Here is a 14,516-nt window from a genome sequence, read left to right as displayed (position 1 = left end):
CCGTCATACGAAGGTTTATATTGTGGCCCGACAGGGTGTATCCGGAAGGTCATTTCGCAACCGCACAACGGGTTGCGGATGGATGCCTGGGTGGACTAAAACGTGAACAGCCGAGTTTGATTTTGGGGGCAGCCTGCATGAGCGACACAGCCATCGTCCACGTCGTCGAGGATGATGAATCGCTGCGCGATTCGCTCGACAGCCTGTTGCGCTCGGTGGGGCTTGCCACCCGGCTGCACGGTTCCGCCCGTTCCTTCATGGATGCCGAGCGTCCCGATGCGCCGGGCTGCCTCGTCCTCGACATCCGCCTGCCGGGGATGAGCGGATTGGATTTCCAGGCGCAGCTTGTCGAATCGGGTGTCCATTTGCCGGTCATCCTGATGACCGGATTTGGCGATATTCCCATGTCCGTCAGGGGGATGAAGGCCGGTGCCGTCGATTTCCTGACCAAGCCCTTCCGCGATCAGGACATGCTCGATGCCGTCGCCACCGCGATCGAGCGGGACAAGGCGCGCCGCGCGGCCGAGGGCGATCAGGCCGATCTCCAGGGCCTCTACAACACCTTATCCCCGCGCGAGCGGCAGGTGATGGCTCTGGTGACCGCCGGCAAGATGAATAAGGTGGTCGCCGGCGACCTCAATCTTTCGGAGATCACGGTGAAGATCCATCGCGGCCACGCCATGCGTAAGATGGGCGCCCGCTCGCTCGCAGACCTTGTCCGCATGGCCGAAGCGCTGCATCTGAAGCCGGACGGGACGATCTGACTGCAAACCTGAGTATGATTCACATTGTTGCATTGCTCGCCCATATCGGGTCCATCAGGCGATAACCGCGTTACAACGGTGTCGTCGTCACAGGATGCCATAAGGTGAGCAAAGCGAAGTCCCTGCCCATGATCGTGATCGTCGATGACGATGCGTCCCTGCGTGCCGCGACCCGCAGCCTGGTTCGTTCGCTGGGCTATGACGTTCACGATTACGGCACCGCGGAAGATTTCCTCGCCTCGGGCGATGCCGATCGCGCCGATTGCCTGATCACCGACATCAACATGCCGGGCCTTTCCGGTATCGATCTCAAGCACGCGCTCGCCGGCCGCGGCTGCAAGCTGCCCGTGCTGCTGATGACCGCGAGCACCGATGCGGACACGCTCGATCGCGCCAATTGCTGCGGCGCCATCCGCACCTTGCGCAAGCCGTTCGACTGCCACGATCTGATCGACACGCTCGAAGAGGCGGTCGGCGCGGCCTAGGTGGCGGCGCTTGCCCGCTTGCCCAGATAGCGCAGCCACGGGATCGTCACGATCGCGTTCAGCACCACGAACAGCAGGATCGCCGCCGGCGCCAGCTTCGCGTCGGCGAAGCTCGATGTCGCGATGGTGATGGCGACGCCGGGATGCCGCGTCGCAGCCGCCAGCGACAGCACCACCTTGTCTTGCGGCACATCCCCGCCGAGCCAGTAGCCCGCCGCGAGCCCCGCCAATATCATCGCGATCAGCGCGACGATCGTGCCGTCGCCGATCACCGTCCACATCGCCGGCGCCATCACGACGATCAGCACCACCACGCCGACCAGCAGCATGATCGAAGCTACCCGCGCGATCATCGCCGCCACTTTCGGGGTGCGATCCCCCAGCACGCGCTGGCCGATCAGGCCGAGCACCAGCGGCAGGGCGATGCCGATCGCGAGCACCCGTGCGATGCTCACCGCCGACAGCCCGGTATCCAGCCCGAAGATCGTGCCGATCAGCTCGATCCCCAAGGGCGCCACCACCAGCGAAACGATCGCCGCTGCGACCAGCAGCCCGGTGACATAGGATGCGCTGCCGCCGGCCTTGAGCTGCTTCTTGGGCAGAATCGGCGGCACGGGCGAGAAGGCCAGTACGACCAGCGCGACCTTCACCGCCGGCTTCAGATCGAAGAAATAAGCGATCAGGATCGCCACCGCCGGCACCACCACGAACATCGCCACCAGCGCGCGCAGGCCCAGCCGCCATTCGCGGAACAGGTAGGCGACGTCTTGCGTGCGCGCCTCCAGCGCGATCGCCAGCACGTTGAGGACGATGGTGAGGAGCAGCAGCAGCTTGAACACTTCGACAAGAGTCATGTCGCTCTCCCTCCGCTGCCGCTCCCCGGCGCTATTGCTTGGCCATCGCGATCCTGAACTTGTCTTCCGCGGTGATCAGATGGTCGTGATCGTCATCACCGATGTCGAGCTGCACCCAGTTGATCGTGCCGGTGAACCTGTTGCCGGTGGGCCCGTAATCGGGCGAGGCGGGCGATCCCGTGTCGCCGCCGACGTCGCAGGCTTCGTCGGACGAATAACCCATCGGCTGGGTCTTCTCGACCCGACCCTTGCCCACCGGCTTCCCGTCATAGAAGAGGGTGATGTCGCCGCCCTTGGCAAGCCCGCCGCCATCATATCTGAACTCGAAGCGAAGTTGGTGCGCGCCCGCCGGGATCGGCGCATCGGCCTCGGCGAAATAATGCTCGATGCCGAAGAAGTTGTAGCAATATTTGAGCTTTCCGCCGATCGCATACAGCGTCCAGCCGCCAACGCTGCCGCCCTGCGTGACGAGCACACCTTCGGCCTGAACGCCTTCCGGCATCACCACATCCGCCGTCACCGAATAGGATTTGTTGAGGAGCGGGAGCACGCACCCTTCCGCAACGCGCATGCCGGGAAACAGCAATTGCTTGTTGCCCTGGATAAGCTGCGGCCGGCCGGCAATGTCGGGGTTGATCCGCTCGAAGCCGCGGTCGTCGAGCGGCACGACATTATATTTGGTGGCCTCGATCAGCCACAGGCGTTGCAGCTCGGCGAGCTTCGCCGGGTTATCCGCGGCGATGTTGCGCGCCTGGGTCCAGTCATCGGGACCGTAAAGTTCCCAGACATCCTGGTCGAACGGGACAGGCTGATCGGCCTTCCACGGCGTGCGGTGCCGCGTCGCAGCGGTCCAGCCGGCGTGATAAAGACCGCGATTGCCCATGATCTCGAAATATTGAAGATCGTGGATCTCTGTGGCGCTGGTATCGTCAAAGGTCGGCGCCATGCTGAACCCTTCGAGCGGTGCCTGGGCGATGCCGTTGACCAGGACGGGGTGAGGCAGGCCGCAGACTTCGAGGATCGTGGGCGCGACGTCGATGACATGGTGGAACTGGCTGCGCATCTCGCCGCGGGCCTTTATGCCGCTCGGCCAGTGGACAATCGTGCCGTTGCGCGTGCCGCCCCAGTGCGAGGCAACCTGCTTGGTCCATTGATAGGGGCAGCAGAGCGCATGCGCCCAGCCGACGGCATAATGGTTATAGGCCTTGGGCGTGCCGAAATCGTCGATCTTGCTGTGCAGGAACTCGACCGTCTCGATCGCCGGCATACCGTTGAGCGTGGTGAGTTCGTTGAAGCAGCCGTTGATCGTGCCTTCGGCCGACGCGCCATTGTCGCCGATGATGAGGTAGATCAGCGTGTCGTCGAGAATGCCGAGATCCTCGATCGCGTCGAGCACGCGGCCGACATGATGGTCGGTCTGCTCCATGAAGCCGGCATAGATTTCCATCTGGCGCGCAAGGACCGGCTTCAGCGCGTCGTCCATATCGTCCCAGGCCGGAATCTCGTCGTGGCGGCGCGTGAGTTCGGCGTCCTTCGGGATGACGCCCAGTTGCTTCTGCCGCGCAATCGTCTCCTCGCGCAGCTTGTCCCAACCATCGTCGAACTTGCCCTTATACTTGTCCGACCACTCGGCAGGTACATGGTGCGGGGCGTGTGTGGCGCCGGGCGCATAATAAGCGAAGAAGGGCTTGTCGGGCATCAGCGCCTTTTGCTGGCTGATCCAGCGGATCGCATGATCGGCGAGATCCTCGTTGAGCGTATAACCCTGTTCGGGCGTGCGCGGCGGCTCGACTGCGGTCGTGCCTTCGTAGAGACCGGGATAATATTGGTTCGACTCGCCACCGACGAAGCCATAGAAATATTCGAAGCCCGATCCGGTCGGCCATTGGGTGAAGGGGCCGACGGGGCTGACTTCCCAGATCGGCACTTCATGGCATTTGCCGAACTGCGCGGTCGAATAGCCGTTGAGCTTCAGCGTCTCGGCCAGCGCGGCCTTTTCCTTGGGCCGAACGCCCGAATTGCCCGGCGCCGAGGTCGCCATTTCAGTGATCGCGCCCATGCCCACCGAATGATGGTTTCGACCCGTGAGCAACGCCTGCCGCGTCGGCGAGCAGAGCGCCGTGGTGTGGAACCGGGTATATTTGATCCCACCCTTGGCGAGCTTTTCAAAATTGGGCGTGTGGCACGGCCCGCCGAATGCCGATGATGAGCCGAAGCCGGCATCGTCGATCAATATTATCAGCACATTGGGCGCGCCTTTGGGCGGCCGCAGCGGCTTGATCGGCGGATATTTGGTCGCCGGGTCGCGCGCGTCATAGGTGGTGATGCCGACATGCTTCGGATCGGGCATCGGCAGGATATGGCGGGGAAGGTCATCGCGCGTCACCGGCATCGAAACACTCCTGCGAACTGGCACTGTCTGCAGGGTAGGGGGGCGGATAATGGGCCGGTATCGGGAAATCCCCTGAGGACGGGCGGTTATGAGTCGGGATGGACGCCAGGCCGCGTGGACAAATTCCGATGGTGAACGATCATCGGGTTGCGGGAGGCCGCACCGGATCGCCGAACATCGGCTATGGCGGGGGAAGCGGACGTTAGCCCCTCTTCCTCCCCTCCCTGGAAGGGAGGGGCTGGGGGTGGGTTCCGCCGAGGCACTCGGCGGTCTTTGCAAGGATTACCTCAGCCACACCGTCGGGATTGGCGAGAACCTCGCCGTTCCAGAAGCGAATGACGGTCCAGCCATTGTCCGCCAGGAATTGGGAGCGCCGCGCATCATAGTCCTCGGCGCCGAGGTGCTGGTTACCGTCGAACTCGACCGCCAGTTTTACCGATCGGCAGGCGAGGTCGAGAATGTAGGGGCCAACCACCAATTGCCGGGTGAAGCGCGGTCGAAAACGTGACAGCCGTCGCCAGATCATGCGTTCGGCTTCGGTTTGGCCGTTGCGCAGGGCATGCGCATTGGCTGTCATATGCTCGGGCACCCGCGACATGACGCAAGGTTAGTAAGGCGCGCTCCGCACGCCAACCCACCCCCAACCCCTCCCTTTCAGGGAGGGGAGTAGAAGGTCCGCTATGTCGGCGTATTCCGACAGGCGGCAATTCGGTAGATGATACGGATAACCGTCGTAGCGGAGGCCGGTTGAATTTGTTGACACGGCCTAAAGCCCCAGAAACTTGAACGCCGGCGCGTCGCGGAAACTCTTGGACGTTTCGCCCGAAAAGATATTCCGCTGGTTCGGGCCAAGATCGAGCCGCTTCACCTTGCCGCCGAAATCGATCAGCTTCAGGTCCACCCAGAACACATTGGGCGTCAGCGCGGATTCGAAGAAATAGAGCTTGCGCTTATGGTCCGCGACGGTGCGCCAGCGCGTCGACGAGATGTTGGGCTGGTCGGGCGTGGTGATGCCGAACGGCACGGATGCGTTGCGGATCACGCTGAACACGCTGGCGAGCGCGGTCACCGGATCTTCGCTCTTGGGGATGGCGTTCACATAGAAGGATGCGCGGGCGAAGCGGTCGGACGACCGGTTGGTGCCCGGCAGCATCACCGTGCCGCCGATATCCTTCCAATAGGCGTTCAGCGCCAGTTGCTCGTCGAAGGTCGGCGAGTTGGTCATCACCTGATATTCGCGGCCATGGTGGATCACCTGCTTGCCGCCGATATATTCGATGATCGCGCTGTCGCCGGTCGCGTCGGACATCGCCAGATGCAGCGTCGTCAGCCGCTCCTCGCCGGGCACGGCATCGGTGACGATGGTGAAGGGTTCCGCCCTCAGCGCGGCCACCGCCTCTGCCACGGTCGCGAAATTGTCGAGCACATATTGGGTCCAGGCGGCGATCGTCAGGCCGGGTTTGGATTGGCTTTCGAACTTCGGATATTGCGATTCCACCAGCCACAGCACGCCGGCCGAAAGCCCCGCCTCGTTCATCCCGTCGGTGGTCGACACGCCATAAGCCGACGCGATCACGCTGCCATATTTCGCCGTCCACTTGATCGAATTGGGGCCGGCCTCGCCGCTGCGGGCGATGCCGCGGGGGAAGATCCACAGGTCGGTCATGGTGTCGGTCTTCCAGTCCATCGACCGGGCGGTGATCACATCATTGTCCGCACCATGATAGACCAGCCGCGTGCAGGCCGCCGCCTGCTGGGTCACACCGGTAAGGCCGGTGCTCAAAGCCAATGCTGCTGCGATCGTCCGCCATTTGCGTTCGGGAACATCCATGCCTCCCTGTCTGGCGTCGGCTTCTTCGCGGACTCTACCGAATTGTCCGCAACTCGGCCGACAATTGCGTGAAACCTATTGTGAAAACAGCCGGTCGCTCAAGGGCAATCGCAAAAAGTGGCCGGGGAGCGGTTGCCCGCGCCCCGGCCAGGTGTTTCGCGTCACGGCGGAGAGGGTGCCGTAGCCCACGGGGCGACTAGGGGAGCCGGCCCGGTGAGACCTAATTATTGCGATTAGTTCTCAATTGCAAGAGAGAATTTGCCTTATTGTCCGCCCGTTCCGGCGGGGCGGGCGATTTGTCCGCTCGACAGCCGACTCCGGCCCGCGTTAAGGACGGTCCCGGACGCTTTCATGACAGGCGGTCCGGGTGAAGAACGGCTTGGAATCGGGCGGGGTATTGCGATGAAGCCATGGATGGTGCTGATCGATCGCACCGCCGTGTTGTTCCTGGGCGTGGCGGCGGGCGCGGCGATCGGCCTTGCTTTCGCTTATGGCGGCCATCCTTGGCCCGAACAGCCGACCCAGCCAGAGGTGGAGGCCGCAGCCGAGCCTGCGCCAGCCCCGGTTCCCGTCGAGCCCGCCAAGCCGATGCCGCAGGTGGCGGGCGTCGAATGCGCGATGCCCTTCCAGCAGCAATTGCTCGATACCCTGGCCGATGGCGGCAAGATCCGCGTCGGCGTGTTCGGCGACAGCTTCGGCGATGGCCTGTGGTCGGCGCTCTATCGCCAGCTTCCGGCCAACGCCAATTTCCAGGTCGTCAAATATAGCCAGCAGTCGACCGGCTTCACCCGCTATGCCAGCCTCAATATCGAGGAGCATACCGCGCAGCAGCTTGCCGCCGATGGCCCGGTCGACATCGCCGTCATCTCCTTCGGCGCGAACGACACGCAGGGCGTGATGGCTGGCGCGAAGGCCGCGCGGCTGCTCAGCCCCGAATGGAAGCGCGTCATCGGCGAACGGATCGACGGCCTCGTCCGTCTGCTTCGTTCCAGGGGCGCGATGGTCTATTGGGTGGGCCTGCCCAAGATGCGCAAGGAGAGCTTCGACGCGGATATTTCCGCGATGAACGCCTTCTATGCCGATCGCATGAAGATGCTGGGCGTGCCGTTCATCGATACCGTGCCCTTCTCGGTCGATGCCGGCGGCGCCTATGCGCCCTATCTGCCCGATGGGCCGGAGGGCAAGCGCACGCTGATCCGCGCCAATGACGGCATCCATATGTCGATGACCGGCTATGTCCGCATCACCCGCGGCCTTGCCGATCGCATCCGCGGCTATGTCGAGGCGGCGCGCAGCTTTACGGCGCAAGGTGAGCCGGCCGTCCAGCAGGCGCGCGCATCATGATGGTGCCGCTGATGGCGCTCGCCGCCGCCGCCTCCGCGCCCAATTGCGCCGACGGGCTGTGCAATATCCGCGGGCTGGAGCCTTTTTTCGAAAAGCTGGAAAGCCAGCCGCGCAACCAGCCGGGCAAAAAGCCCGTCCACATCCTCCAGATCGGCGATAGCCACACCGCCGGCGACACGATCACCGGTTCCTGGCGGGAGATTTTGCAGGCGCGCTATGGCGGCGGCGGGCGCGGCGTGCTTGCCGCGGGCCGGCCCTATCAGGGCTATCTGACGCGCGGCGTCACGGCGGAAATGTCCTCGGGGTGGAAGATCGCCTCGACCTTTGGTTCGGCGTCCACCCCGCCGCGGCCGATGATGGGCGTTTCGGGCTTCAGCCTGACCTCTCAGGCGCCCGGCGCGCGGATCGCGCTCACCGCCGATGCCGGCCAGATGTTCGATCGCTTCATCCTGTGCGCCGCGGCCGAGCCCGACGCCGGCGCGCTCACCATCCGCATCGGCGCCCGCACCGATCGGATGCAGCTCGATTCCGCCACGCGCCGCGCCGAGTGCCGCACGTTCGAGCTCACCCAGCCCGCCTTCACGGTCGAGGTCATCGCCGAGGATCGCCCGGTCACGATCACCTCCTGGGCCACCTTCCGCGACAATGGCGGCATCGCGCTATCCAATGTCGGCGTCGTCGGCTCGCAGCTCCAGCATTTCGCCCGCTCCGACGATGCCGTCGTTTCGGAGGAGCTGCGCGCCTACAAGCCCGATCTCATCATCATTGAATTCGGCACCAACGAGGGCTTCTCGCCCATCTTCCGCCCGAATGAATATGAGATCACGCTGCGTAGCCAGATCGGCCGCATCCGCCGGCTCGCCCCCGGCGTGCCGATCATGCTGTTCGGCGCGCCCGATGCCAGCAGCCGCCGTGCCGAGATGCTGCGCAACGCCCCCGGCCCAATGCCGCAACCCTGCGCCGAACCCGGCCCCGCGCCGGTGGTGACGGCATCCTCATCGCTGCCACCTGGCCAGACCCGCATCGGCACCGGCCGGCTCGACAATCTGCTCGCCGACATCGCCGAGCCGGAGACGGTGGACGAGGATGACGCCGCACCACCGCCGCCCCCTCCGCCGCCGGTCTCGACCGGGCCGGTCTGGTCGGTGCGCGCCAATCCCTTGTTCCCGCCCGCGGGCTTGCGCGCCGTGCGCGATGTGCAGCGCCGCGTCGCCGCGCAGCTCGGCATCGCCTTCTGGGATTGGGAAGCGCGGATGGGCGGCGCCTGCTCGGCGGTCAAATGGGTCAAGGCCGATCCGCCGCTGATGCGGGGCGACTATGTCCATTTCAACTCGGCCGGCGGCCGCGATGTCGCCCAGCGCCTCAATGCCGATCTGGAGCGTGCCCGGACGATGATGAGCGCGACGCGCTAGATGCTCTTCCCTACGCTCACCTTCGGGCTGTTCTTCCTCATCACCTATGCGGTGGTGTGGGGTGTCGGCCGCGCGAACGAATGGCGCAAGATCCTGCTGCTGCTGGCGAGCTGGGTCTTCTACGGCGCGTGGGACTGGCGCTTCGTCGCGCTCCTGATCCTCTCGGCGATCCTCAACTGGGGCGCAGCCGCGCTCATTTCGCGCACCGATGAGGAGTTTTACCCGGAGCGCCGCAAGGTGCTGCTGGTCGCGGGCGTGATCGCCAATCTCTGCATCCTCGGCTTCTTCAAATATTACGACTTCTTCCTCGAACAATTGGGCGTGCTGCTCGGCCAGTTCGGGTTCGGGCGGGATATGCCGCTCTTGGAGATCATCCTGCCGGTGGGGGTAAGCTTCTTCACCTTCCAGGGAATGTCCTATCTGATCGACGTTTCGCGGCGGAAGGTGCCGCCCGCGACCCTGCTGGACATGACCCTGCTCATGTCCTTCTTCCCGCACCTCGTCGCCGGCCCGATCGTCCGCGCCTCGGATCTTATCCCGCAGTTCAAGCAGACGCCGAAGCTCGAACGCGGCATGGTGGCGATGGGCCTGCTGCTGATCGTCTGGGGCCTGTTCAAGAAAGCGGTCGTCGCGTCGGAGCTTTCGGTCGGCCTGGTCGATCCGATCTTCTTCGATCCGGGCGCGCATACGAGCCTCGATCTCGTCATCGCGGCCTATGGCTATGCGGTGCAGATCTATTGCGATTTCTCGGCCTATAGCGACATGGCGATCGGGCTCGCCGCTTTGCTCGGCTATCGCTTCCCCTACAATTTCAACCAGCCTTATCGCGCGAGATCGCTCCAGGATTTCTGGCGCCGCTGGCACATCAGCCTGTCGAGCTGGCTGCGCGACTATCTCTATATCTCGCTGGGCGGCAGCCGCGGCGGGGTGTGGAAGGCGTGCCGCAACATCCTGATCACCATGCTCTTGGGCGGCCTCTGGCACGGCGCCAAATGGACCTTCCTGATCTGGGGCGGCCTCCATGGCCTCGTCCAGGTGATCGAGACGCTCTGGCGCAAGGCGCGGCCGCAGCATTGGCCGCACATGCCGGTGCCGGTCGCGATCTTCATCACCTTCCACATCGTCACCTTGGGCTGGATCTTCTTCCGCGCCGAAACCTTCGACGGCGCGATCGCCTTCCTCGGCGGTATCGGCCGCGGTGATTGGGGCGCGACGGTCGCGACACCGCTCGCGCTGCTGCTCATCCTGTTCGGCATGATGATCCACTTCACGCCGCCGCAACTCGCGCACAATATCGCGATCCGGCTGCGCTCGGTGCCCGCGCTGCTGCTGGGCCTCGGCACCGGCGTGGTGATATTGCTGATCGACGCGATGCGCTTCGAAGGGGTTGCGCCCTTCATCTATTACCAGTTCTAGGGCGAAGGATCGCATGGCCGAAGAACATCATCCCTCCCCGGTGGATCTGCCCGCCGAGCCCGATTTCCACGGCCGGCCTTTGCTGTGGACCAGCATCACCATCGCCGTCGCGACCCTGTTTCTGGGGCTGACCAACGCCACCTCGCTCAACGGCTGGGCGGTCGAACTGGCCCCGACCGAAACCAGCGCGCGGATCGTCGCCATCACCGAAAGCTGGGAAGACACCACCGAAGCCCTCGGCCTCGCCGCCCCGCGCGCCTGGCTTCACGCGCGGTGGAAGCAGCTTCAGACCGCCCGCTTCGAAGGCCAGGAACCCGCGGCGGAATAGGATTCGCTGCGCAACGTCCGCTGGCCGCCTATCGCTGTCAAAAGCTGTCTGTCGGAACAGACCGACATTGCGGCCATCCACAAACCTTCTCGTCACCCCGGGCTTGACCCGGGGTCCCGCTTAGACGGGCGCGTCAGACAAGTTGCTCGTAGAGGTCTTGCCAGTCGGGATTGCCCTGCTCGACCAACGCAAACTTCCATTCGCGCCGCCAGCGCTTCAAGCGCTTTTCATGGGCGATACACTCGACGATGGAGGGCGCCTGTTCGGCCCATACGAGCCTGTCCAGCCGGTAGCGGCGGCAGAAATCCGAACCATCCCCTGTGCGGTGCTGGTGTATGCGTGCCGCCAGATGCGCTGTCACGCCCACATACATGGTCCCGCGATAGCGATCGGCCATGATGTAGACCCAACCGCCTTGCTGATCCGGTTCCATGATCAAAGAACAGTAGAAGCGGGACCCCGGGTCAAGCCCGGGGTGACGGCACTTCTGTTCAGGCCGGCCTGACCGACGTTCGTCTCTCGAACGCAGCCGCCCTCAACCGAACACCGCCAGCCCCGCCGCAAGCAGGGCAATTGGCAGATGCGGCAACGCCACCGGCGGCGTGAAGAACTTGCCCCGGCGCAGGCTGGAGGCGATCTCGCCATGCGCATGGTGTGGCGGCGTCAGCGTCGTCGCCGGATCAGGCGCGGTCTTGGCGCGCGGCCCCTTGAACGTGCCGTGCCAGTAAGCGCGGATCTGGAGCGGGGCGAGCGTGCCCGCGGGGCTTATCCGCCGCATCTCGGTTTCGATCGCCTCGATCCGCGGCAGGAAGGACCATTGGAAGCATTTCCACAGGAATTCGATCAGCCAGAAGGAAGCCGCACTCGCCGCCGCAACCCAAAGGATGACGGAGCGGTCGGAGAGGCTGATGCTGTCCGATCCATAAGCTGCGACCACGCCGGCGAGCGAGACGGTCACGCTCCAGGTCTTTATCTGGAGCGCGCGTTCGTCGAACGTCTCCACATGGTCCTGGAGCTTGAAATATTCGGCCTGGAGAAGCTCTAACCGCGTCGGATCGTCCATACCGGTGCCCCCATCAGGGCGCGACCGGTCAGACCTGGCCCATCAATCCTGAAACGGGTCGCGCACCAGGATGGTATCGTCGCGCTCGGGGCTCGTCGAGACGAGGGCTACCGGGCACTGGATCAGTTCCTCGATACGGCGGACATATTTGATCGCCTGCGCCGGCAGGTCGGCCCAGCTCCGAGCGCCCGCGGTCGACTGGCTCCAGCCTTCGATCACTTCATAGACCGGCTCGACACGCGCCTGATCCTGCGGGTGCGGCGGAAGATAATCATAATGCTGGCCGTCGAGCGTGTAGCCCGTGCAGATTTTCAGCTCCTCGAACCCATCGAGCACGTCGAGCTTGGTGAGCGCGATGCCAGTGATGCCCGACACCGCGGCGGACTGGCGCACCAGCACCGCATCGAACCAGCCGCAGCGGCGCTTGCGGCCGGTGACGGTGCCGAATTCATGGCCACGCTCGCCCAGCCGCTGGCCGGTTTCGTCCTCCAGTTCGGTAGGGAAGGGGCCGCTGCCGACGCGGGTGGTGTAGGCTTTCACGATCCCCAGAACGAAGCCGGCCGCCGACGGCCCGAGGCCCGATCCGCCCGCCGCCGTGCCGGCGATCGTGTTGGACGAGGTGACGAACGGATAGGTGCCGTGATCGACGTCGAGCAGCACGCCCTGCGCGCCCTCGAACAGGATGCGGTCGCCGCGCTTGCGCGCCTCGTCCAGCGTTCGCCACACCGGCTTGGCGAAGGGCAGGATGAACTCGGCGATCTCGGCCAGTTCGGCCATCAGCGCCGCACGGTCGATCGGCGCCTCGCCAAAGCCGGCGCGCAGTGCGTCATGGTGCGCGCAGACACGGTCGAGCTGGAGGTCGAGATCGTCGAGATGCGCGAGGTCGCACACGCGGATCGCGCGGCGGCCCACCTTGTCCTCATAAGCCGGGCCGATGCCGCGGCGGGTGGTGCCGATCTTGCCGGCACCGCTCGCATCCTCGCGCAGCCCGTCGAGGTCGCGGTGGAAGGGCAGAATCAGCGGGCAGGTCTCGGCGATCTGCAGATTCTCGGGCGTCATCTTCACGCCCTGGCCGGCGAGCTTCGCCACCTCGTCGCGGAAGTGCCAGGGATCGAGCACCACGCCGTTGCCGATCACCGAAAGCGTGCCGCGGACGATGCCGGAAGGCAGCAGGCTCAGTTTGTAGACATTCTCGCCCACGACCAGCGTGTGCCCGGCATTATGCCCGCCCTGGAAGCGAACGACGCAATCCGCGCGCTCCGCCAGCCAGTCGACGATCTTGCCCTTGCCTTCATCGCCCCACTGGGCGCCGATGACGGTGACGTTGGCCATTCTACTCTTCTTTCCTTCTCAACCCTCTCCCGCCTTTGCGGGAGAGGAGGGGCCCGCCGCCGCATGGCGGTGGGAGGTGAGGGTCTTCTTCGTTCCTCCACCGCGTTCGCGGCAGGAGGGGCATTACAGGGTCACGGGCGCTCCGCCCTCTAAAATATGCGTGCATGCCGCTGCGGCGGGATCGTCGTCCTCCGCCAGTGCCGCGATCGTCGTCCAGCCTTCGCCGCGCAACTTTGCGGCCGCCTTCGGATCACCACCGACGGGCACGAACACGCGCTTGCTCGGCTCCTGGCCTAGCCCGGCATCGACCAGCGGATCGATATAGAGCGAAAAGCCGATGGCCGGCTCCTCGCGATCGTCGGCGTGCAGGATGGTGTAGCTCCCACCGCGGCCGATCTCGCCCGAAAGCCCCTCGCCGAACAGCGAGAAGCCGATCCAGCTCTGATATTCGAAGCCATGGCGCTCGGTCGGATCGAGCGTCAGATTGACCCGACCCGCGAACGCCGCCGCGATCCGCTCGATCGCGTCGAGGCGGGAGGTGAGGGGGGCAATGTCCCCCAGCGCGCGCAGCTTGGCCATGGCAGGCGCCACGGGTCCGGCCGCGGCGACCAGCGGCAGATAGGCTTCGGCCTCCAGCGCGGCGAGCGCGCCGACATCCTTGGCATCCAGCCGCTCGCGCACACGCTCCAGCCGCGCGGCGGTCAGCGGCATCGGCCCCGCGGCCAGCGTCTCGATCAGGTCGGGCAAAGTCAGGTCGACGGTGATGCCGGTCACGCCGGCCGTCTCCAGCGCCTCGATCGCGACGCCCAGCACCTCGATCGCCGCGGCCACCGAATCGCTGCCGATCAGTTCGGCGCCGGCCTGGATCAGCTCGCGCTCCGGGCGGAGCTGCGTCGTCTTGAGCTTGAGCACCGGCCCGCCATAAGCGAGCCGCAGCGGCCGCGGGCGATACGCCATCCGCGTCACGGCGATACGGCCGACCTGCGCGGTGATGTCGGGCCTCAGCGCCAGCGTCCGCTGCGAAATCGGGTCGACGACGCGCAGCAAATCGTGCGCACGCGCGGATTTCAGCCGGCCGACCAGTTCGTCCTCGAACTCGGCCAGCGGCGGCGCCACGCGTTCATATCCGTTGCGGCCGATCGCCACGATCACCCGATGCAACAGCCGCGACGCCGCCTCCGCCTGCGGAGGCAGCCGATCGCGAAGCCCAACGGGCAGAAGTCCGGGCGTGTTGGTCATGGCGCAGGCTCTTAGCGTTGTTTTCGCAGGACGCCAGCCCGCGAAGGGACGCCGGC

At 65.1% G+C, this 14,516-nt stretch carries 14 protein-coding genes; 6 read left to right on the top strand and 8 right to left on the bottom strand.

Going from position 1 to position 14,516, the window contains the following annotated elements; genetic code table 11:
* The first annotated feature begins 137 nt into the window (after window positions 1-137).
* Both ACFB49_RS07410 and ACFB49_RS07405 read left to right on the top strand, forming a co-directional pair.
* Window positions 138-764 (top strand): response regulator transcription factor, encoded by a 627-nt coding sequence (locus tag ACFB49_RS07410; RefSeq protein WP_380877912.1) that lies wholly within the window; start codon window positions 138-140, stop codon window positions 762-764.
* Between the two features lie 104 nt (window positions 765-868).
* Entirely contained in the window at window positions 869-1,249 is a 381-nt protein-coding gene (locus ACFB49_RS07405) for a response regulator transcription factor (protein WP_380877909.1), read from the top strand.
* Here ACFB49_RS07405 and ACFB49_RS07400 read toward each other — a convergent pair.
* The 4 genes from ACFB49_RS07400 to ACFB49_RS07385 all read right to left on the bottom strand — a co-directional run bounded on the left by ACFB49_RS07400 (window position 1,246) and on the right by ACFB49_RS07385 (window position 6,326).
* Window positions 1,246-2,103 (bottom strand): hypothetical protein, encoded by an 858-nt coding sequence (locus ACFB49_RS07400; RefSeq protein WP_380877906.1) that lies wholly within the window; start codon window positions 2,101-2,103, stop codon window positions 1,246-1,248. The genes ACFB49_RS07405 and ACFB49_RS07400 overlap by 4 nt on opposite strands.
* Before the next feature lie 31 nt (window positions 2,104-2,134).
* Window positions 2,135-4,495: an arylsulfatase gene (locus ACFB49_RS07395; RefSeq protein ID WP_380877903.1), complete on the bottom strand. Its 2,361-nt coding sequence runs from the start codon at window positions 4,493-4,495 to the stop codon at window positions 2,135-2,137.
* 202 nt (window positions 4,496-4,697) lie between these two features.
* A complete protein-coding gene (locus tag ACFB49_RS07390; RefSeq protein WP_380877900.1) occupies window positions 4,698-5,093 on the bottom strand; it encodes an endonuclease domain-containing protein in 396 nt (131 codons plus the stop codon).
* Window positions 5,094-5,261: 168 nt separating this feature from the next.
* Window positions 5,262-6,326 (bottom strand): linear amide C-N hydrolase, encoded by a 1,065-nt coding sequence (locus tag ACFB49_RS07385; RefSeq protein ID WP_380877898.1) that lies wholly within the window; start codon window positions 6,324-6,326, stop codon window positions 5,262-5,264.
* 402 nt (window positions 6,327-6,728) lie between these two features.
* Between ACFB49_RS07385 and ACFB49_RS07380 the strand changes: the two genes are divergently transcribed.
* Genes ACFB49_RS07380 through ACFB49_RS07365 form a run of 4 tightly spaced genes read left to right on the top strand, consistent with a single transcriptional unit; the run spans window position 6,729 to window position 10,826 of the window.
* Window positions 6,729-7,670 (top strand): GDSL-type esterase/lipase family protein, encoded by a 942-nt coding sequence (locus tag ACFB49_RS07380; protein ID WP_380877895.1) that lies wholly within the window; start codon window positions 6,729-6,731, stop codon window positions 7,668-7,670.
* A complete protein-coding gene (locus tag ACFB49_RS07375) occupies window positions 7,667-9,082 on the top strand; it encodes an SGNH/GDSL hydrolase family protein (RefSeq protein ID WP_380877892.1) in 1,416 nt (471 codons plus the stop codon). The genes ACFB49_RS07380 and ACFB49_RS07375 overlap by 4 nt, the downstream gene beginning before the upstream one ends.
* Window positions 9,083-10,498 (top strand): MBOAT family O-acyltransferase, encoded by a 1,416-nt coding sequence (locus tag ACFB49_RS07370; protein WP_380877890.1) that lies wholly within the window; start codon window positions 9,083-9,085, stop codon window positions 10,496-10,498.
* Between the two features lie 13 nt (window positions 10,499-10,511).
* Window positions 10,512-10,826 carry a hypothetical protein gene (locus tag ACFB49_RS07365; RefSeq protein ID WP_380877888.1) on the top strand — a complete coding sequence of 105 codons (315 nt, stop codon included), beginning with the start codon at window positions 10,512-10,514 and terminating at the stop codon, window positions 10,824-10,826.
* A gap of 133 nt (window positions 10,827-10,959) precedes the next feature.
* On the opposite strand, the gene ACFB49_RS07360 is transcribed toward ACFB49_RS07365, so the two are convergent.
* The 4 genes from ACFB49_RS07360 to ACFB49_RS07345 all read right to left on the bottom strand — a co-directional run bounded on the left by ACFB49_RS07360 (window position 10,960) and on the right by ACFB49_RS07345 (window position 14,460).
* Complete coding sequence (locus ACFB49_RS07360) at window positions 10,960-11,259, bottom strand: GIY-YIG nuclease family protein (RefSeq protein WP_380877886.1); 300 nt, start codon at window positions 11,257-11,259, stop codon at window positions 10,960-10,962.
* Window positions 11,260-11,361: 102 nt separating this feature from the next.
* Entirely contained in the window at window positions 11,362-11,889 is a 528-nt protein-coding gene (locus ACFB49_RS07355) for a hypothetical protein (RefSeq protein ID WP_380877883.1), read from the bottom strand.
* Between the two features lie 42 nt (window positions 11,890-11,931).
* Window positions 11,932-13,221, bottom strand: coding sequence for an adenylosuccinate synthase (locus tag ACFB49_RS07350; RefSeq protein WP_380877881.1), 1,290 nt, complete (start codon window positions 13,219-13,221; stop codon window positions 11,932-11,934).
* Between the two features lie 123 nt (window positions 13,222-13,344).
* Window positions 13,345-14,460: an ATP phosphoribosyltransferase regulatory subunit gene (locus ACFB49_RS07345; protein WP_380877879.1), complete on the bottom strand. Its 1,116-nt coding sequence runs from the start codon at window positions 14,458-14,460 to the stop codon at window positions 13,345-13,347.
* Window positions 14,461-14,516 lie beyond the last annotated feature (56 nt).

Source organism: Sphingomonas sp. DBB INV C78 (genome assembly GCF_042693015.1).
Classification (GTDB): Bacteria; Pseudomonadota; Alphaproteobacteria; order Sphingomonadales; family Sphingomonadaceae; genus Sphingomonas_E.
This window is presented reverse-complemented; position numbering and strand designations above follow the sequence as displayed.

Excerpts from the sequence above, each read along its gene's own strand:
- ACFB49_RS07410 (WP_380877912.1), top strand. The coding sequence starts at position 138 with ATGAGCGACACAGCCATCGTCCACGTCGTCGAGGATGATGAATCGCTG.
- ACFB49_RS07400 (WP_380877906.1), bottom strand. The coding sequence starts at position 2,103 with ATGACTCTTGTCGAAGTGTTCAAGCTGCTGCTGCTCCTCACCATCGTC.
- ACFB49_RS07395 (WP_380877903.1), bottom strand. The coding sequence starts at position 4,495 with ATGCCGGTGACGCGCGATGACCTTCCCCGCCATATCCTGCCGATGCCC.
- ACFB49_RS07390 (WP_380877900.1), bottom strand. The coding sequence starts at position 5,093 with ATGTCGCGGGTGCCCGAGCATATGACAGCCAATGCGCATGCCCTGCGC.
- ACFB49_RS07385 (WP_380877898.1), bottom strand. The coding sequence starts at position 6,326 with ATGGATGTTCCCGAACGCAAATGGCGGACGATCGCAGCAGCATTGGCT.
- ACFB49_RS07380 (WP_380877895.1), top strand. The coding sequence starts at position 6,729 with ATGAAGCCATGGATGGTGCTGATCGATCGCACCGCCGTGTTGTTCCTG.
- ACFB49_RS07375 (WP_380877892.1), top strand. The coding sequence starts at position 7,667 with ATGATGGTGCCGCTGATGGCGCTCGCCGCCGCCGCCTCCGCGCCCAAT.
- ACFB49_RS07370 (WP_380877890.1), top strand. The coding sequence starts at position 9,083 with ATGCTCTTCCCTACGCTCACCTTCGGGCTGTTCTTCCTCATCACCTAT.
- ACFB49_RS07365 (WP_380877888.1), top strand. The coding sequence starts at position 10,512 with ATGGCCGAAGAACATCATCCCTCCCCGGTGGATCTGCCCGCCGAGCCC.
- ACFB49_RS07360 (WP_380877886.1), bottom strand. The coding sequence starts at position 11,259 with ATGGAACCGGATCAGCAAGGCGGTTGGGTCTACATCATGGCCGATCGC.
- ACFB49_RS07355 (WP_380877883.1), bottom strand. The coding sequence starts at position 11,889 with ATGGACGATCCGACGCGGTTAGAGCTTCTCCAGGCCGAATATTTCAAG.
- ACFB49_RS07350 (WP_380877881.1), bottom strand. The coding sequence starts at position 13,221 with ATGGCCAACGTCACCGTCATCGGCGCCCAGTGGGGCGATGAAGGCAAG.
- ACFB49_RS07345 (WP_380877879.1), bottom strand. The coding sequence starts at position 14,460 with ATGACCAACACGCCCGGACTTCTGCCCGTTGGGCTTCGCGATCGGCTG.